Raw genomic sequence first — 20,716 nt, 5'->3', positions numbered from 1 at the left:
CTAAGCAGAAAAAGGTGTATCTTTGTAGCATTAGAATTCTAAATCCATCCTGGTCATGAGTAAGATTTACCCCATCGGAATACAGAACTTTGAGAAGATTCGCAGAGACGGATATTTCTATATCGATAAAACTGCCTTAGTCTATCAAATGGTAAAGTCGGGCAGCTACTTCTTTCTGAGCCGCCCGCGCCGCTTTGGGAAAAGTTTGTTAGTCTCCACGCTCGAAGCCTACTTTGAAGGCAAACGAGAACTCTTTGAAGGACTTGCGATAGAGAAACTGGAAAAAGACTGGACAAAGCATCCGATTTTGCACATAGACCTCAATACCGAAAAGTATGAAAGTCTGGAAAGCCTGGAAAATATCCTGAACGATACTCTGTACAAATGGGAAAAGGTGTATGGCACTGAGCCTTCCGAAACCTCGTTGCCTCTCCGCTTCAAGGGTATCATCCGCCGTGCTTATGAGCAGACCGGGAATCGTGTTGCCATTTTCGTAGACGAATATGATAAACCCATGCTGCAAGCCATCGGCAATGAAGAACTACAAAAAGCTTTCCGCAACACTTTGCAGGCCTTTTACGGAGCCATCAAAACAATGGACGGCTACATAAAGTTCGCCTTTCTGACGGGCGTCACCAAGTTCGGCAAAATAAGTGTATTCAGTGCATTGAACAATCTGATAGACTTGTCTATGGATGAGCGTTATGCGGCAATATGCGGTATGACGGAAAAGGAAATCCATGACAATCTGGAAGAAGACCTGCTCGAACTCGCCGGCAAACAGAAGATGAGTTATGAAGAAGTATGCCGTGAACTGAAAACGTGTTATGACGGGTATCATTTCGTAGAAAACTCTGTGGGAATATACAATCCGTTTAGCGTACTCAATACATTCTTTAAAATGAAGTTCGGCAGTTATTGGTTTGAAACCGGAACTCCTACTTATCTGGTGGAATTATTAAAAGCCCACCACTATGACCTGCACTGCATGACGCATATAGAAACCGATGCGGACATACTCAACAGTGTCGATTCGGCTTCGACCAATCCCATTCCTGTCATTTATCAAAGCGGATATCTTACGATAAAGAACTATGATCAGGAATTCGCTACTTATCAATTAGGCTTTCCCAATCGCGAAGTTGAAGAAGGATTTATGAAATTTTTGTTGCCTTTCTACGCGAATACAGATAAAGTTGAATCACCTTTTCAAATTCAGAAATTCGTTCGGGAAGTACGCAGTGGCGATTATGAATCTTTCTTCCACCGCCTGCAAAGTTTCTTTGCCGATACACCCTATGAGTTAATACGCGACCAGGAGTTGCATTATCAAAATGTACTGTTCATCGTTTTCAAACTTATCGGTTTCTATGTAAAGGCAGAATACCACACATCGCAAGGTCGTATCGACCTCGTGCTGCAAACCGATGCGTTTATATATATCATGGAATTTAAGTTGGAAGGCAGTGCCGAAGAAGCCCTCAGCCAAATAAACGAAAAGAATTACGCACAGCCTTTTGCTGCCGACCCCCGCAAATTATTTAAGATAGGGATTAACTTCAGCAGCCTGACGCGGAACATCGAGAAGTGGATTGTAGAAGAATAAATTAAATGATTATAAAATAACTTTCAAAGGACTGTCATTGACAGATATATAGTACTTTTGCATAAACACCCGATTATGAAAAAAGAAATTACCAAACTCATTTGTGCGGCCATCTGCTGCGCACCAATTATAGGATTTGCCCAGACCGGTGACAAGTACACCGCGGCTGACAACCTCTATAAAGAAGGGAAAGAACTTTTTCAGGCAAAGAATTATGCGGCTGCTCGGCCGGCACTGAAAGCATTTGCCAAGCAAAAGCCTACAGGCAACCTACTTCAGGATACGGAATATATGCTGGTCTGCTCGGCCTATGAGTTGAATGACAAGAACCGCATCGAATTGCTTCGCAACTATCTCGACCGTTATCCCGACACTCCCTCTGCCAACCGTATTTATTCATTGTTGGCTTCCTGCTATTTCTACGAAGAAAAGTATGATGAAGCGATTGCGCTTTTTAACTCTACCGACCTCAATCGGCTCGGCGATGAAGAGCGTGACGACCGTACTTATCAATTGGCTACCTGTCATCTGAAAACCGACAATCTGAAAGAAGCAGCCACTTGTTTTGAAACCCTGCGCGCCGACAGCCCCAAATATGCGAAAGACTGCGATTATTACCTCTCTTATATCCGTTATACCCAAAAACGCTATGACGAAGCATTGAAAGGTTTTCTTCCATTGCAGGACCATCCGAAATACAAGGCGCTCGTACCTTATTACATTGCCGAAATTTATGCACAGCTTCAAAACCATGACAAGGCACAGATTGTAGCACAGAATTATCTGTCAGCTTATCCGGACAACGAGCACGCCGCAGAGATGTACCGCATCCTCGGAGATGCTTATTACCACTTCGGGCAATACCACCAAGCCGTAGAGTCATTCAACGAATACTTGGATAAAGACCATTCGGCTCCCCGCCGGGATGCTCTTTATATGTTGGGGCTGTCTTACTATCAGACGAAAGTCTATTCAAAAGCAGCCGAAACACTCGGTAAGGTGACCACCGCCAACGACCCTCTTACACAGAATGCCTATCTGCACATGGGACTTTCTTACCTGCAACTGGCAGAGAAAAATAAAGCCCGCATGGCTTTTGAGCAGGCAGCAGCCTCCGATGCCAATAGGCAAATCAAAGAACAGGCGGCCTACAATTATGCACTTTGCCTGCATGAGACTTCTTTTTCCGCCTTCGGCGAATCCGTCACTGCCTTTGAAAAGTTCCTCAACGAATTTCCTACTTCCCCATATGCCGAGAAAGTGAGCAGTTATCTGGTGGAAGTCTACATGAATACACGCAGCTATGATGCGGCTTTGAAATCAATCGACCGAATCAGCAAGCCGAGTGCACAAATACTGGAAGCCAAGCAGAAGATTCTGTTCCAGTTGGGTGCGCAGTCTTTCGCTAACGCCGACTTTGAACAAGCACTGAATTATCTGAACCAATCCATCGCCCTCGGACAATACAACCGTCAGACCAAAGCAGATGCATACTATTGGTGTGGAGAATCTTATTACCGTCTCGGCCGGATGGCAGAAGCCGCACGCGACTTCAATGCTTATCTGCAACTGACCGCCCAACCCGATAACGAGATGTATGCACTTGCCAATTATAACTTAGGATACATCGCTTTCCACCGGAAAGACTATACACAGGCAAGCAACTACTTCCGAAAATACATCCAACTGGAAAAAGGTGAAAACACAACGGCTTTAGCCGATGCATACAACCGCGTCGGTGACTGTCACCTGTATGTGCGCAATTTCGAAGAAGCCAAACATTACTACTCGCAAGCCGAACAGATGAACACTCCTTCCGGCGATTATTCTTTCTATCAGTTGGCTCTTGTGTCCGGTCTGCAGAAAGACTATACCGGCAAGATTACCTTGCTCAACCGCCTGGTAGGAAAATATCCCGCTTCTCCTTATGCCGTAAATGCGATTTACGAAAAAGGACGGTCTTATGTCTTGATGGACAACAACAGTCAGGCAATCACCTCCTTCAAGGAGCTGCTGAACAAATATCCCGAAAGTCCGGTCAGCCGCAAAGCTGCGACGGAAATCGGTCTGCTGTACTATCAGAAAGAGAATTACAATCAGGCAATCGAAGCCTACAAACAAGTCATCGAAAAATATCCGGGCAGCGAAGAAGCCCGCCTGGCAATGCGTGACTTGAAGTCGATTTACGTAGACCTGAACCGCATAGACGAGTTTGCAGCTTTGGCGAATGCCATGCCGGGACATATACGCTTCGACGCCAACGAGCAGGATTCGCTGACTTATGTTGCCGCAGAAAAGATTTATATGCGCGGACGCATGGAAGAAGCCAAGACAAGTTTCAACAAGTATTTGCAGACTTTCTCGGAAGGGGCTTTCAGTCTGAATGCACATTATTATCTCTGCCTGATTGGCAATGAGCAGAAGAACTATGACATGATTCTTCTCCACTCCGGCAAGTTGCTCGAATATCCGAATAACCCATTTGCAGAGGAGGCGCTCATCTTACGTGCCGAAGTACAGTTCAACCAACAGCAGACAACAGAAGCGTTGGCAAGCTACAAGATGCTGAAAGAAAAAGCAACCGGTGCAGAACACCGCCAGCTTGCCGAGACGGGAATACTCCGTTGTGCCTTCCTGCTGAGAGATGATATTGAAACCATCCATGCCGCTACCGACTTGCTGGCAGAAGCCAAACTCAGTCCCGAACTGAAAAATGAAGCCCTTTATTATCGCGCAAAGGCTTACGCCAAACAAAAAGCGGACAAAAAAGCGATGGATGACTTCCGCGAACTGGCAAAAGACACTCGTAATCCATACGGAGCCGAAGCCAAATACCAGGTTGCACAAGCATTGTACGATGCCAAAGAATATGCCGCCGCCGAAAAGGAACTGCTCAACTACATCGAACAGAGTACACCGCACGCTTATTGGCTGGCACGCGGTTTCGTCCTTCTGTCCGACGTATATGCCGCCACAGGCAAAGACCTTGATGCACGCCAATATCTGCTGAGCCTGCAACAGAACTACCAGGGCAATGACGATATAGAAAATATGATTGAAAGCAGACTTGCCAAGTTGAAAGTTGAGAATTAAAATATAGAAAAGTATGAAACGAACTCGTTATATAATAGGAGGGCTTGCATTGGCAATGTCAATGCCGTCCTGTCTTCAAGCCCAAACTACCCAGCCCAAAGATACGACCATGAATCGTACCGTTGTTGTGGAACAAGAATATAATCCGGATATTATGGACGCCTCAAAAATAAACGTCCTACCCAAAGTAGAAGAACCGACAGTGAGCAAGAAAGAAGTGGAATACGCCACGACTTTCTTTCCGGCAACTTCCATCCCGGCAGGCTTGATGAATCCCTATACCGGAAAAGAAATCCAACCCGGAATCGCTCCCGGCTATATTCGTGCCGGATACGGTAATGCGGGCAACTTGGATGTCCTTGCCAATTACCTGCTCCATCTGTCGGATAAAGACAGACTGAATGCACGTTTCCAAATGGACGGAATGAACGGAAAGCTGGCTCTTCCCTTCATAAACGACGAAAAATGGAAAGCATTCCATTATCGTACGCGTGCCAATGTAGATTATACGCACCAATTTGATAAATTGGATTTGAATATCGCCGGAAACTTCGCTCTGAGCAACTTCAACCTCAAGCCGGAAAGTGTGAACAGCAAACAGAAATTCACTTCGGGCGACTTTCATGCAGGCATTCATTTCATCAACGAAACCGCCCCATTACGTTTCAACGCCGAAACGAATCTGCTGATGTACGCCCGTCAGCACAATATCATCAACGAAGAGGCAACGGGTGTCGGACTTAAGGAAACAATCATACGTACCAAAGGCGATGTCACCGGAGCCATCAATGACCAACAATCGGTGACCATCGCTTTGGAAATGAATAATCTTCTCTACAACGGACATCCCCAAAACGCCGCTACTGGAGACGAATACTTCAAGAACTATACAACGCTTCTTCTGAATCCCTATTATGAGTTGGACAACGACGACTGGAAACTGCACGTCGGTGCCAACGTAGACCTGTCTTTCGGGTTCGACAAATCTTTCCGTGTCTCGCCGGATATTACTGCACAATATATCTTTTCCGACAGCTATGTGGTTTACGCAAAAGCCACGGGCGGCAAGCAACTGAATGATTTCCGCCGGTTGGAGCAACTATGCCTTTATGGAGACTACTATATCCCGACAACAGCCGGAGAAACTGCTACACTCCGTCCGTTCGACACTTATGAGCAGCTCAATACTGCTATTGGATTAAAGGCAAGCCCCTATACCGGTATCTGGTTTCACCTGTTCGGAGGATATCAGAATTTGAAAAATGACCTGATGTATGGTAACCTGGTTTTAATCAGTTCCAACACCGGTCCCATAGGTAATACGCTTGCTTTTTCCCAAGAGAACACAAACAATGTATACGTAGGTAGCGAATTTACCTACGACTACAAAGATATTCTCTCCTTTGCACTCCGTTACACCTACCGCAACTGGCACAGCAATCAAAACGAATACCTGCTTAGTATAAAACCTGAGAATGAAGTAAGTGTATCACTCTTTCTCCACCCCATCTCCGCCCTCCGGGTGAATATCGGATACGATTACATCGGGCGCAAACAAGAAGCAGTATCCCCACTCATGTCTGATGTGAACGATTTGCATCTCGGAGCCAGCTACAATGTATTCAAAGGAGTATCGGTCTATGCACAGGTACACAATCTGCTGAACAAGAAATACCAGTACTACATAGGTTATCCTGCCCAGGGATTCAATTTCTTGGGAGGATTGAGCTTCCGGTTCTAAACTACCGGAGCATCTCTGTCGGATAAAAGATTTTACAATAACAATTCCTTTTTCTCTTCCCATAGCAAGAGCACCCACATCATCGGGTGCTCTTTTTTTATGTGCATACATAAATTCGTCAAATGGCTATCCACACCACTATAGCGCGTTTTTAGTTATTTGTGCACCTTATTTGGTGAATATTGCACGTCCGTTTTTACCCCCTCCTCTAACTTTGCGGTATTGTTTCGAAGACAACAAAAACATTCGTTGGCCTCACCTCAAAATTAACATATTTATTAACCTATTAAATTAAACAGTATGAGAAACACGCTTAATTCAAGACTCTGTTTTCTTATTACGTTTCTTTTATTCATACCACTGGTGTATGCCCTTCCCCCGGAAGGTATCACCATCAAAGGTAGGATAACGGACGAAACTCTTAAGGAGGGTGTTCCCGGTGCCAATGTGACCGTGAAAGGTACTACCCTCGGGACTATCACAGACTTCGACGGTAATTACACCATCGTTGTTCCAAGTAAAAAATCCGTGTTGAACATCTCTTTCATCGGCTATGTCACCCAAGAGATTGTAGTCGGCGACCAGACCGTCATCAATGTCACGCTCAAGGAAGATGCTCAGAATCTTGGCGAAGTGGAAATTGTAGCTATCGCCTACGGTAATCAGGACAAGCGTATGATGACAAGTGCCGTCTCCTCTATCGACAACAAAGAGCTGATTAAATCGCCGGCAACAAGCATCACCAACGTACTTGCGGGAGCCTTGCCGGGCGTATCTTCCGTACAAACCACCGGACAACCCGGTAAAGATGCTGCCGCTATCTATGTGCGCGGTGCAGGTACATTGAACGATTCACAGTCCAAACCGTTGGTCCTGGTAGACGGGATAGAACGTGAGTTCTCGCAAATCGACCCGAACGAAATCGAAAGCATTTCCGTATTAAAAGACGCCTCTTCTACCGCAGTATTCGGAGTAAGAGGCGCCAATGGCGTTATATTGATTACCACCCGAAGAGGTAAGGCTGGTAAAACACAAATCTCCGCCAGTACCAAATTAGGGTTACAGCAACCCATTTCGCTGGTAGAGCAGACCGGAAGTTACGAATTCGCACGTTTCTGGAATATAAAGCAGGAAATGGACCACGTGACCAACCCGAAACTATACTTCACTCCAGAACAGATAGAAGCCTACCGTACCGGTTCGGACCCTATCATGTATCCCAGTATGGACTGGAAGAAGTATATCTTCAATAATGTCTACCTTCAAAGTCAGAACAACCTCAACATTTCCGGCGGTAGTGAAAATGTGAGATACTTCATCTCAGTCGGTTATACTTATCAGAACGGACTTCTGAAAGAACTTCCCGGACAGTCGTACGATAACAACTATCGTTACAACCGCTATAACTACCGTGCCAATATCGACGCCAACCTGACCAAGACCACTACCATGAAATTGGGCGTAGGCGGTGTATTAGGAAAGATACAGGAGCCGCGCAGTGTTGTTTCGGGAACAGGGCAAGACCAAAATCCCTGGGTCATCGCACAGATATGGTCACATCCGTTTGCCGGACCGGGATTTATCAATGGCGTACGGACATTAGTCCCCAAAGATATGCTTCCGTTGGGCGAAGTAATGCGCGACGGTATGTTCGTCTTTTACGGACAGGGTTACAACCAGACCTATAACACTACATTAAACCTGGATTTGGACATTACGCAGAAGCTCGATTTTATCACTCCGGGATTAAGTGCGTCGGTAAAAGGAGCCTACGACAATCAGTTCAAACTGGAAAAAATACGTACCGGAGGTGCCATAGAAGCACAGACTGTGTACTATAAGTCTTACTTTGACACCAATGGCACGATGTTGCAGACCGACCCCGATTACGATAAGTCACTTATCTATGTGCCTACCGGCAGCGATACTCCGCTCTCTTACTCAGAAAGCAACGGACGCGGACAGAACTGGTATCTGGAAGGACGAATCAATTACGACCGTACTTTCGGCGACCACAGGATATCAGGCTTGCTTCTTTACAACCAGTCACGCAACTACTATCCGAATAGTTACACCTACCTGCCACGTAACTATGTAGGCTTGGTGGGACGTGCCACCTATGCTTACCAAAGCAAATATCTGTTAGATGTAAACGTAGGCTACAACGGTTCGGAAAACTTTGCTCCGGGCAGTACACGTTTCGGTGTATTCCCTTCCTTCTCTGCCGGCTGGATTGCCACTGCCGAGGAGTTCATGCAAAACCAGAAAATCGTTGACTACTTGAAACTCAGAGTTTCTTGGGGACGCGTAGGTAATGACAAAGGGGTAGACTCACGTTTTATGTATATGCCGGCCGTATGGGGCTCATCGGGCAGTTACAGCTTTGGCGTAGACAATCCGATTTCCCAATCGGCAGCCGCTATCTCACGCATGGGTAACCCGAAAGTGACTTGGGAAACAGCCGACAAACAGAACTATGGTATCGATGCTAAATTCTTCAACAGCCGCTTGTCTGCCACTTTCGATTACTTTATCGAACACCGCACGGGTATCCTGCTCTCTCCGAAATCAACTCCAAGCATCATCGCCACCGGCCTGCCGAACCTGAATATCGGAAAGGTAGACAACCACGGTTACGAGCTCTCTCTTGGCTGGCACGATAAAGCAGGCAAAGACTTCAACTATTATGTAGATGCGAACGTCTCCTTTGCACGTAATAAAATACTTTACATGGATGAAGTGCCCAAGCAATTCGACTATATGAACGAGACGGGAGGTTCTACCGGACGCCAAACGGGACTGTACAACTATATCCGTCTCTATCAATACAGCGACTTCATCACCGGAGAAAACGGCGAACTGATTTTAAAACCGGAACTGCCGCAACCTTATCAAAAGGTATATCCGGGAGATGCCATGTATGCCGACCTCAACGGCGACCACATCGTCGACGGTAATGATAAAAGTGTGGCAGGTTTTGCCACCCGTCCGGAATACATCTTCGGTATGAACATGGGCTTCGACTGGAAAGGATTCAATTTCTCCATGCAATGGGTCGGCTCAAAGAATGTGAACAGAATGTACGACATCGAATACCGTATCCCCTATACCAACGCAGGAAAACGCGGTTTGCTCAGCTACTTCTACGATGGTTGCTGGACACCGGAAAATCAATCAGGAGCCGTTTATCCGCGTCCGTCGGAAGAGTCGGAGGCCTGGAACTCCGAAGATTCCACTTTATGGTTGGTAGATGCTTCCTATCTCCGTCTGAAAAGCCTGAACTTCGGTTATACACTCACCGGAAAGAAATTCCTGAAAAAGTTGGGACTCAGCTCGCTCGGATTTACTTTCAGTGGCTACAACCTGCTGACATTCTCGCCGCTTAAGTATCTTGACCCGGAAAGCGACCCTAACCGATTCGGAGATTATCCGCTAATCAAGGTATACAGTTTCGGTTTAAATCTTAACTTCTAAAAAACGACTTTATGAATAGTATAATAAAAGGGCTCAGCCTTGTATTGAGTTGCATACTGGCAGCCTCCTGTTCTGAAATCAGCTTTGGAGACAAATTCCTGGGCAACCAGCCCGAAAGTTCCGGAGCGACTACCGAAGAGATGTTTTCTTCGAAAATAAACGCCGAAAAGGTGCTGACAAAAGCCTATACCGGATTGCCTTACGGGCTGCCTACGAGTGCCGACTTCAAATTGGGAGAAAACATACTCGAATCACTCACGGACTTATGCTATAGTTTCCGTGACAACATCAGTGACGGTCCGGTCAAACTCTATTATAACGGATCGCTCAGCGCCAACAACGTTCCCAGAAACTCAGCCTACCGCTACGGAAACAAATCCGACTGGACTGCCATCCGTTATGCCTGGCTGTATATCGAGAACGTAGAGAAAGTGCCCGATATGTCGGCAAACGAGAAAAGCGAACGCATTGCAGAAGCCAAAGTAGTAATCGCTCTCTGTTATTTCGAAATGTTGAGATACGTCGGCGGCGTGACATGGTTAGACCACTATATAGACGTGAACGAGCCCATGAATTTCCCACGCCTGACTTTTGCAGAAACCGTAAGTAAGATAGTAGGGCTGCTCGACGAAGCTATCGGAGCCAACTTGGCCTGGAAAGCAAGCAGCGCAGACGACGGCCGTATGACCAAAGCGGGAGCGATGGCCTTGAAATTCAAAGTGCTACAATGGGCAGCCAGTCCGACGTTCAACTCCGATACCAAATGGCATCCTGAAGCCGACGAATATACCTGCTATGGCAACTACAGCGCACAACGCTGGGCAGACGCCGCAGAAGCAGGTGCCGCCTTCTTTGCCGAAGTCGACAGACAAAAAGAATACCAACTGATTCAACCTACCGAGGAGACACACCGGGCAAGACGCCTGGCCTACCGTCAGGCCTATTACAACCGTGGAGGAACAGAAATTCTGATTTCCACCCGCCAGGGATATAGTTCCGACATTCACGGCAGTTTTATCAGCCAACGTTACTACAGCGGACCCACGCTGAACTACGTCGATATGTTCCCGTGGGAAGACGGAAGCGACTTCCCTGCCAACTTTGACTGGAAATCGCCTTCCAAGCAACCCTTCTTTACGAAAGGCGAAATGGTGCCCACCCGCGACCCTCGTCTCTATGAAAACGTAGCGTGTCCGGGAGATACCTATTGCAACGGAACCACCGCCCCTGTTTACCTCAATCATGCCGATTATAAAAACGGTAGCGGCTTCCTGATAATGAAACACATCTTGCAGGAGGACAACGACCGGAGCGCACCCGTGCAATGGTCGCACACCCGACTGGCGGAAATCATGTTAGGATATGCGGAAGTGCTCAACGAAGTCAACGGCCGCCCTACCGACGAAGCCTACCGGATGGTCAACGAGGTACGGCAAAGGGTAGGTTTGTCCGAACTTTCCACGAAGATGAGCCATGACCAGTTCCTCGAAGCCGTGTTGAGAGAAAGAGCATTGGAGTTGGGATTTGAAGAAGTGCGCTGGTTCGACCTTGTGCGCCGCAACCGACAGAATGACTTCAAGAAAAAGCTCTACGGGCTCAGAAGCAGAGGCAACGACCTGAATCATCCGACCGAGTTCACCTTCGAGAAAGTCGAATTGGAAGAGCACTATTGGGCTACAAACTGGGATACCAAATGGTATTTGGCTCCGATTCCGCAGGATGAAATCAACAAGAATTATGGAATGACCCAAAATCCGGGCTGGTAAATGACACGTTAACTAATATTGTTTGAACAATGAATAAAATAAATTATATATTAATCGCTCTGCTCCTGGGAGGTTCGGTATCCCTGTATGCACAGACATCGAAAGCCGTTTCGGAGACGAAACTGGCAGATACACTGAGCATAGGCTACCAGATGAACGTATCTTCCCAGACCAGCAGTTATTCTATCAACGGAGTCAATGCTTCCGCATTCGAAAAATCTCCGCACATAGACATCAGCAAGGCCTTGTATGGCAAAGTGGCAGGTCTGAACGTATATCAGGGCACAGGCTCATCTGCCGACAACGTATCCAACCTTTCTATACACGGTAATGCGCCGTTGGTGCTGATTGACGGATTCCCGCGTGATATCAACGACATCACTTCAATGGAAATCGAATCGTGCTACGTACTGAAAGATGCGGCGGCGGCAGCTCTCTACGGTATACGGGGTGCAAACGGAGTGATATTAATCACCACCAAGCGCGGAATAAGCAAAGGGCTGAAAGTAAACGTTGATTATCATTTCGGTGTCAACACACAATTCCGCTCTCCCGAATTTGCCGACGCCTACACATATGCCAATTCGCTCAATGCCGCACTGAGCGGAGACGGCCTGGCAGCACGCTACAACGCAGAGGAGTTAGAGGCTTTCCGGACGGGAACCTATCCGTATGACTATCCGAACGTAGACTGGTGGAACGAGACATTGAACAACACCGGATTTACAAACAACCTGAAGATGTCTTTTAGCGGAGGCAGTGACAAGTTCCGTTTCTACACCGTAGTAGACTACTATCGCGACCGCTCCATGTTGAAGAAAAACACGGAAGATACACGCTTTGACACTACCCCGACAGACACCCGATTGACCGTAAGAACCAACCTCGATGTAGAGGTGACGGAAAGCACGCTGCTGAAAGCCGGCATCGTTGGCAAGTTGCAAGAACTCAGAGGCAGCCGCTACGGACGCAACGCCATCTTCAACAAAATCTACGGCACTCCGGCAGCCGCCTTCCCCATCCGTTATGAAAACGGTATTTATGGCGGTAGTTCCGTCTACGGAACCGGCAACCCCGTTGCCCTGTTGAAAGACTACGGACATATCCGCAACGTCTACGGAACATTGCTTGCCGACCTGAGTCTGCGTCAGGACTTGAGCATGGTAACCAAAGGACTGGCGGCCGAAGCATCCATCTCTTTCGACAATATCGGAGGAATGAACGAAACCACCAGCAAAGAGTACCGCTACATGAACAGCAATGCCAGCATCACCGACGACGGCACATTGGTGACAACCCCTGTCATCTATGGAACCGATTCCGAAACGCTGGGGCACAACCAACCGTTTGAAAGACTGATGCTTCGCAGCGATTTCCAGGCAAAAGTGGACTATAACCGTACGTTCGGCCTGCATCAAGTGGGAGGAGCATTGATTTACGATATGCAATCCGTCTCCCAAAACGGCAGAAACAACTCCCGTAAAAACCAGTCCGTATTGGTAAACGCCACATATACTTATGACAACCGTTATAGCCTCAACGCGGTATTCAACCGCTCAGGCTCGGCTTACTTGCCCGACGGAGACAAATATTCCAACTATCCTGCCGTTTCGGCCGCATGGATTGTTTCCAACGAAGCATTTATGGAAAAAGTTACGCCTGTCAACCTTTTTAAAATCCGTGCCTCTTACGGTTTGTCCGGATGGGACGGCAGCCTGTCGCACGACTTATGGCGCCAATCCTACGGCAGTGGTTCAAGCTATAACTTCGGTATCAACGCAGGAGAACAGAGCGGCAGCAGCGAAGGCAACTTGCCGGTCATCGGGCTGGTAGCGGAGAAATCGCAGAAAGCCACATTCGGGTTCGACCTTGCCGCTTTTGACAACCGCTTGAACGCCACGGTAGAAGGTTTCTACGAAAAACGTTCGGATGTCCTTGTGTCCGGTGTCAATTCCACTTCCGGCATTATCGGCATTACCGTAGGCCAGGTGAACGAAGGTGTCTATAAATACAGAGGACTGGACGTTTCTTTAAGCTGGAACGACCAAATAGGTGATTTCCGGTATGGTCTTGGCGCAAATATGTCTTACCTCAACTCTGAGATAGTCAATGAAAATCAGGCCTATCAGGAATACGATTATTTGTACACCAAAGGCAACCGCGTCGGTCAGAAGTACGGCTTAGAGGCTATCGGTTTCTTCAACAGCCAGCAAGAAATCAACAACAGCCCGCAACAGACCTTCTCGACCGTGGCTCCCGGCGATGTGAAATACAAAGACCAGAACGGCGATAACCGCATTGACGAAAAAGACGTCGTGCGTATGTTCGGCTCGTCTCTTCCACGCTTCTATTTCGGTTTCAACCTGAACTTTGCCTACAAACGGTTCGAGCTTTCCGCCGATTTCCAGGGAATGACAGGTGTCACCGTTTCATTGCTCAACAGTCCGCTTTATAAACCGCTTGTCAACAATGGAAATATCTCGCATACATTCCTCAACAAAGAAACAAGCTGGACACCGGAAAACAGAGCCAACGCCACCATGCCCCGTTTGACGACGCAGGAAAATCTGAACAACTATCGCGCCAGCTCGCTGTGGTACCGCGACGGTTCGTTCCTGAAACTGCGCAACCTGTCGGTAGCTTATACTTTCCCGAAATCGCAAACACGCTTTGCCGACCTGAAAGTATTCGTACAAGGAACCAATCTGTTCTCATCAGACAATATCCATTTTGCCGACCCCGAGCAACTTGGTCTCGCTTACCCGTCGACAAGAAGCTATTGGGCAGGTATCAAACTTAATTTTTAATGCAAAGTAACAATGAACATTATGAGAACCAAATACATACTCTTAAGTATTTTTTCTTCGCTGGTCTTTGCCTCATGCAACTATCTCGACTTTGACGAGACAAACAACCTGAAGACGAAAGAAGACATATATAAGTATTTCAACACCAGCAAATCAATGCTTACAAACGTGTACTCATATATGCCGCAGAATGTTTCGTTCGGAATCAACAACCCCGCAGGCAACCAACTTGCCATGCGCGATTGTGCAAGCGACGACGGCGAATTCGGGGCGGTAGCAGCCGATATCCAATATACCAACAACGGCAACTGGTCGGCCATCAAAACCTACGACGACTCCTGGAATCTTTATCAAGGTGTACGCGCCGCCAACAGTTTCATCGCAGAAATTGCACAGACAGACTTCACTCGTTACGAGCACGACGGGCAATACAAGAACTGGATGAAACAGCTTGCGTATTTTCCCTACGAAGCCAGAGTGCTGCGGGCGCACTACTTCTTCGAACTGGCCCGCCGTTACGGCGACATCGCCATGCCTTTACAGGTTTTGACCGAAGAGGAGGCCAACACAATCGGCAAGACGCCGTTCGGCGAAGTAATCGACTTCATCGTGAAAGAGTGCGACGAGGCTGCTGCCGACAATCACCTGCCCGAAAGTTATGCCACCGAACCGTATGCCGAAATCGGCAGGGTGACGAAAGGCTTTGCCCTGGCAGTAAAGTCAAAAGCACTTTTGTATGCCGCCAGCAAACTGCACAATCCTTCTATGGACACCGAGTTGTGGAAAAAGTCGGCCAAAGCAGCATTGGACATCATCCAAACAGGGCTTTACTCTCTCGACCCCCAAGAGAGTGCCAACAACCTCGAATCCAAAGAAGTTGTACTGATGAGAATCAACAGTGAAAACCTGAACTTCGAGTTGGCAAACTTCCCGCTTCGTTTCACCGAAGGAGTGCGGAGTTCCAGCCTCATCTCTTACGGCAATTTCCCCTCACAAAACCTTGTGGACGCATTCGAAACAGTCAACGGTTATAAAGTAACCTTAGAGAACACAGGATGGGTTTGCGAAGACCCGGCTTTCAATCCGCAAGCTCCTTACGAGAACCGCGACAAACGGTTCTATCGCACCATTCTCGCCAATGGAATGGAGTTTAAGGAAAACACCATCGAAACCTTCAAAGGGGGTGCCGACGATGGAATCGTGTCGCAAGGCGGTTCGCCTACGGGTTATTTCCTGCGCAGATACATTCAGGAAGCCACCAACTTCGAACCGGGCAAAGAATCGAAAAGCAAGCACCATTGGATTATTTACCGCTATGCGGAAACCCTGCTCACGTATGCAGAGTCTATGGTCAACGCCTTCAACGATGTCAATTACACGGACGAAACATATCCGTACTCTGCTCTGTGGGCTATCAACGAAGTAAGAAAGAACGCCGAGATGCCGTTGCTCCCTTCGATGGGGAAAGAGGAGTTCATGGAACACCTCTACAACGAATGGCGCGTGGAATTTGCTTTCGAGGACCATCGCTTTTGGGATGTGCGGAGATGGAAGATTGCCGATACGACCCAGCGTGAACTATACGGAATAAAGATAGAGAGACAATCGGACGGCACCCTTAATTTCTACAGGAATCTGTATGAGACCCGTGCGTGGAAAGACTGTATGTATCTCTACCCTATTCCGCAAAGCGAACTATACAAGAATACAAACTTAAATCCTCAAAATGCAGGATGGTAATTAATTGTCTAATCCAATATTTAAAAGATATATGAAAAAGTTATATAACAACACATTCATGCAACTGATTCTTGCATTGTGCACATTCAGTTTCGTATCATGCCAGGAGTTCGATATCGACTCGCAACCGGAAGCTCCTCTCAATATCCAGACAGATGCGCTGGAGTCTTACACCGCTTTGGCTACTTCGCCAAGCAATGTCGTGTTCAACATCAGTTCCAACACTCCCTGGACCATCGAAAGCGACCAGCAATGGTGCAAGCCGACTCCTTCGATGAGTGCAGCCAGTTCGTTGGTTTCGGAGATTGTGGTAACGATGGAGAACAATGAAGGAAAGAAAACGCGTACAGCCAAACTGACCATCAAAGCGGAAGGAATCGAAGAAAGCAAGGTGGTGACTATCGAGCAGGCTTCGAAAGAGGATTTGGTGGTGATTCCTTACGACGAACTGGTTCCGACAGAAGGCGGCAGCATCACCTTTACCATTTCCTCCAACAAGGCCTGGGAAATTATTCCTTCCACCGCTTTCTTGTCCAATATCGACAAGACATCGGGTACAGGCAACGAAGAGGCCATAGCAGAAACCGTAACTGTGACATTACCCGCCAATGCAGGTGCCAAGAGAGCAGGTACGCTGACTGTAAAAACCCAGTTTGAAGAATACACCTTTACCGTTACTCAGAATGGAGTAATCATTGAACTGGAAGAAGATCCCGAAAGTACAACGATCAGTATGCCCGGCACAGGCAATAATATGGAAAAGACGGTGCTGATTCGTGCAAACAAAGAATGGAAAGTTGAAGTTCCTAAGGAATATCAAAGTTGGCTGAGAGCTGAGGCACTGAGTGAAACAGAATTGAAAATAACGACAACAACGACTAATAACCTGATGGTAAACCGCGTGGGTCACATCATTATGAAAACCAAAGAAGTTATTGACGGCTTTGACGGTATTACGTTCGATGTAAACCAGGGTACTGCTTTCTGGAAAGAAGGAGGAGCGGACAACTATGCTGTGGATGAGGAAACCGGCTACATGACTTTATATGGCAGTGGAATCGTTACCAACTATTTATTTAAAAAAGGACGTCTCACATTCGATTTCGAATCAATCAATTTAACCGGAGAAGATTGGATTGAGTTTAATATGTGGCCCAACTCAGGAAATACAAACCTCCATTTACATTTCTATGCAAATAAAGAAAGTAACTTTACTTGTGGAGGTTCAGGCTTAAACTGGACTCAGAAAACATTTACCTGGACATCGGAACAGACGAATGTAGTGAAGAAAATCGAATTCCTTGTTGTCAACAAAGAAGAAGGTTCGAACGCATTAGTTCTTAAACTGATTATTGATGGTGTTGAGGTTGCCATACTGGACAACAACATAACCGACCCTTATGCAACCGAACCGGGAGCACCTGTATACTTCAGGATGCATACTACAAATAAAGCTTCCAATTTCACTGTAAAATCCATCACATGGGAGCCTGTCGAATAATATCCGAACCCTAAAAACTTAAAAGTATGAGATTAAATATCAGAAAATCAATAATTACAGGCCTTTCTCTTGCTACATTGCTGCCCGTATTCTCTTTCTTGCAGGGCTGCGATAATAATGAAGCGGAGAAATGGGTAGACCTGCGCTACAGAGTAGAAGATTCCTACCTGGTTCAAGCGAAGAATCCGGAACCGTTCTCCTTCCAAGTCAAGTCGACTGACCCATGGGAAGTATTCGGCCAATATGATTGGTACACCGTCTCACCCAGTACGGGTGAGGCAGGTGAAACCTACACCGTAACTGTCACCTGCAAAGAAAACACCGAATTGGACGACCGTATAGACACGCTCAACATAAAAAGTGACTATTGGACAGGAAAAAGATTCGTCCTTACTCAGAAAGGTACTGCTTACCTGGATGTGGAAGGCGTAGATATGATTGACCAGGAAGGAAACAGCGAAACATTCAGCGTGCTCAGCAACCAGAAATGGACTGCTAAAGTAACAGACGGCGATGTCTGGCTCTCCCTCCAATCCGGAGCATCGGGCGAAATGAACGGAGAAATCACCGTCACTGCTTCGCCCAACACAGGCGAACAGCGTACCGGTATCGTAACCATCTACGACCGGCACGGAAAAATAGCCAAAGAAGTAGAATGCACACAAAACGGTGTATTGCTGACACCGGATACACCGGAAAACGGCAAGTGGTTTGCTATGTACGAACAAGCTCAGCAACTCACCATCCATGTAGAATCGAATGCAGAATGGGAAGTATCCAAAGAAAACGAAGCAGACGACAACTGGTATCACTTCGAAGAGACTTCATTCAACGGTTCTGCCGACGTCGTAATTAATGTAGACGAACACGAAGGCTCTTCTGTCCGCACCGGAATCATCGTACTGAGCACCAAAGCTGCCGAAGGAGCTACTCCATTAGTGAAGACAATCAAAATAAAACAAGCGAATCCGCAAAGACCTGTGGTTACCGAAGTAAACAGAGCCATCAGCGGTACTTACTACGGACCGGATAATTTGATGCCGGGCCATTACAGCTTCTACTGGGAACCGCTTGGCGATGCAAATCTGAACACCTTCTTCTCTTGGAGCGGAAAAGCATTTGACGGAGGAAACGTAGAACTTCGCTTCCATATTTTGGGCAAACGGACTCAATTAAGTACAAGACCGTGGAACGGTGACGTATACAATGAGAATAGCGGCCGTGATGTAGATACCAGCAAGCCAAACGTAATCTCATTCGAGATACGCGAAGCAATCGATGCCACCGATCCGACCCAGTCATGGATTTATTCGGAATGGATTCTCAACGGCACAGTCATAGGAAAAGCAACCAGCGACGGTGTGACAGACGCCAACGGCACAAGTGATACTTATAAAGTACCGTTTGCAGACACCAAAGATGGCGGTAATTTCTCAATGAGCATTTCCGGTGGCAGTGCCACACTGACTAAATGGGAATACATCGCTCCATTAGTATGGGGAGACTGATTCTCTAAGGATAGTGATTGCCCGAACTCTCCTAACCGGGCAATCGCTTCTAACAAACTCAAAAATCAATAAAAAGAAAAGAGTATGATGAAAAGAAAAATATTACTTATACTGAACATGGTAATCATTGGATTTTCCACAGCTACCTGTTCGGACGATGAGACTAATTACATCACTTCGGATAAGAAACATCCACTCACAGCCTTTGCCGTAGCAGTAAACAATGTGTCGGCAAATACGACCTCCTATTATCATGGAAAGATAGACCAGACAACCCGCAGAGTGGAAATCGGTGCGATTGAAGACGCCAATGCCATCACAGGCGTAACCTATACGCTGATGACCGAAGGCGCCACCATTTCGCCCGACCCGGCCGAATTTATCGGCAACTGGAAACAGGAGCAGACGGTAACCGTCACCACCGAAGACAGTCAGACAACGACCTACACGATTGTGCTGACCAAGTTTGAAGACCCCATGAAGGACGTACTTTTCATGGACGATTTTGACGTAGACGGCCATCCCGACCCGACCAAATGGGTACTCTGCCGAAAAGCCGGCTCCGACTGGAACGATGAAATGTCCGAAAGCTACGACCAGGCCTACGTGGAAGATGGCAAACTGATACTGAAAGCTGAAAAAGTGGGCAATGAATACAAAGCTGGCGGTATCGAAACGCAAGGCAAATTCGACTTTACCTTCGGACGCGTAGAAGTGAGAGCCAAAATCACCAGTTCGCCGAACGGTGCATTCCCCGCCATCTGGATGATGCCGAAGAAATACATCTACGACGGCTGGCCGAATTGCGGCGAAATCGACATCATGGAACACGTGAAACAGGAGTCGGTGATTCATCACACGATACATACGCACTACACGTATGATTTGAACATCAAAAACCCCTCCAATACCGCACAAATCACCTGCAATTACCAGGACTGGAATGTCTACGCCGTGGAATGGAGTGAAGACAAGCTGACCTTCTTCGTCAACGGACAGGAGACTTTCTCTTATTCGAACCTGAAACTGGAGAATGAAGCAGAAATGAAACAATGGCCGTTTACCAAAGACTCGTCCTTCTATCTCATTCTCAACATGGGACTGGGAGGAGACAGACCAGGCTCGTGGGCAGGCCCTATCGACGATGCCAACCTGCCTGCCATCATGGAAATCGACTGGGTGAAAATAACCCGATTAGATAAATAGGTTTTAAGGTAAGAACCAAGTTTTTAGGAACTTCCAAAAGAGGAGGGATGGGAGCGTAGAAGTACCTTCTATGACTTTCATTCCTCTTTTTGTTTCGAGTCGGCCTCACTTCCTGTCAAAGTTTATCCGTTACCCAATCAGAATCCCTTTTCCTTCCATTGTTTTTTCGTTCCACTATAGTGGAACGAACGGAACACTACAGTTTCCCTTGCGGACCACTATAGTGTTCCGCAAAGACAACTATAGTGGGACGCAATAAACATACCCAACCGAT

The 20,716-nt window shown here is 47.1% G+C and carries 10 protein-coding genes; all 10 read left to right on the top strand.

What is annotated here, in order from left to right:
• Window positions 1–55 precede the first annotated feature (55 nt).
• The 10 genes from QZ331_RS00935 (at window position 56) to QZ331_RS00890 (ending at window position 20,442) form a co-directional block, all read left to right on the top strand.
• On the top strand, window positions 56–1,606 hold the full coding sequence (locus tag QZ331_RS00935) for an ATP-binding protein (RefSeq protein WP_294627165.1): 1,551 nt from the start codon (window positions 56–58) through the stop codon (window positions 1,604–1,606).
• A gap of 75 nt (window positions 1,607–1,681) precedes the next feature.
• Window positions 1,682–4,699 carry a tetratricopeptide repeat protein gene (locus tag QZ331_RS00930; protein WP_294627163.1) on the top strand — a complete coding sequence of 1,006 codons (3,018 nt, stop codon included), beginning with the start codon at window positions 1,682–1,684 and terminating at the stop codon, window positions 4,697–4,699.
• Between the two features lie 13 nt (window positions 4,700–4,712).
• Window positions 4,713–6,440 (top strand): TonB-dependent receptor, encoded by a 1,728-nt coding sequence (locus tag QZ331_RS00925; protein ID WP_294627162.1) that lies wholly within the window; start codon window positions 4,713–4,715, stop codon window positions 6,438–6,440.
• Window positions 6,441–6,740: 300 nt separating this feature from the next.
• Window positions 6,741–9,914: a TonB-dependent receptor gene (locus QZ331_RS00920; protein WP_294627160.1), complete on the top strand. Its 3,174-nt coding sequence runs from the start codon at window positions 6,741–6,743 to the stop codon at window positions 9,912–9,914.
• A gap of 11 nt (window positions 9,915–9,925) precedes the next feature.
• Complete coding sequence (locus QZ331_RS00915) at window positions 9,926–11,680, top strand: RagB/SusD family nutrient uptake outer membrane protein (protein ID WP_294627158.1); 1,755 nt, start codon at window positions 9,926–9,928, stop codon at window positions 11,678–11,680.
• A gap of 29 nt (window positions 11,681–11,709) precedes the next feature.
• Complete coding sequence (locus QZ331_RS00910; RefSeq protein ID WP_294627156.1) at window positions 11,710–14,487, top strand: SusC/RagA family TonB-linked outer membrane protein; 2,778 nt, start codon at window positions 11,710–11,712, stop codon at window positions 14,485–14,487.
• Between the two features lie 21 nt (window positions 14,488–14,508).
• Window positions 14,509–16,227: a RagB/SusD family nutrient uptake outer membrane protein gene (locus QZ331_RS00905; RefSeq protein WP_172503768.1), complete on the top strand. Its 1,719-nt coding sequence runs from the start codon at window positions 14,509–14,511 to the stop codon at window positions 16,225–16,227.
• A 31-nt stretch (window positions 16,228–16,258) separates the two neighbouring features.
• Entirely contained in the window at window positions 16,259–17,728 is a 1,470-nt protein-coding gene (locus QZ331_RS00900) for a BACON domain-containing protein (protein WP_294627154.1), read from the top strand.
• Between the two features lie 26 nt (window positions 17,729–17,754).
• Window positions 17,755–19,236, top strand: coding sequence for a BACON domain-containing protein (locus QZ331_RS00895; protein ID WP_294627152.1), 1,482 nt, complete (start codon window positions 17,755–17,757; stop codon window positions 19,234–19,236).
• An 84-nt stretch (window positions 19,237–19,320) separates the two neighbouring features.
• Entirely contained in the window at window positions 19,321–20,442 is a 1,122-nt protein-coding gene (locus QZ331_RS00890) for a DUF4971 domain-containing protein (protein ID WP_294627150.1), read from the top strand.
• The last annotated feature ends 274 nt before the right edge of the window (window positions 20,443–20,716 follow it).

It is taken from the genome of uncultured Bacteroides sp. (assembly GCF_910586915.1).
Classification (GTDB): domain Bacteria; phylum Bacteroidota; class Bacteroidia; order Bacteroidales; family Bacteroidaceae; genus Bacteroides.
This window is presented reverse-complemented; position numbering and strand designations above follow the sequence as displayed.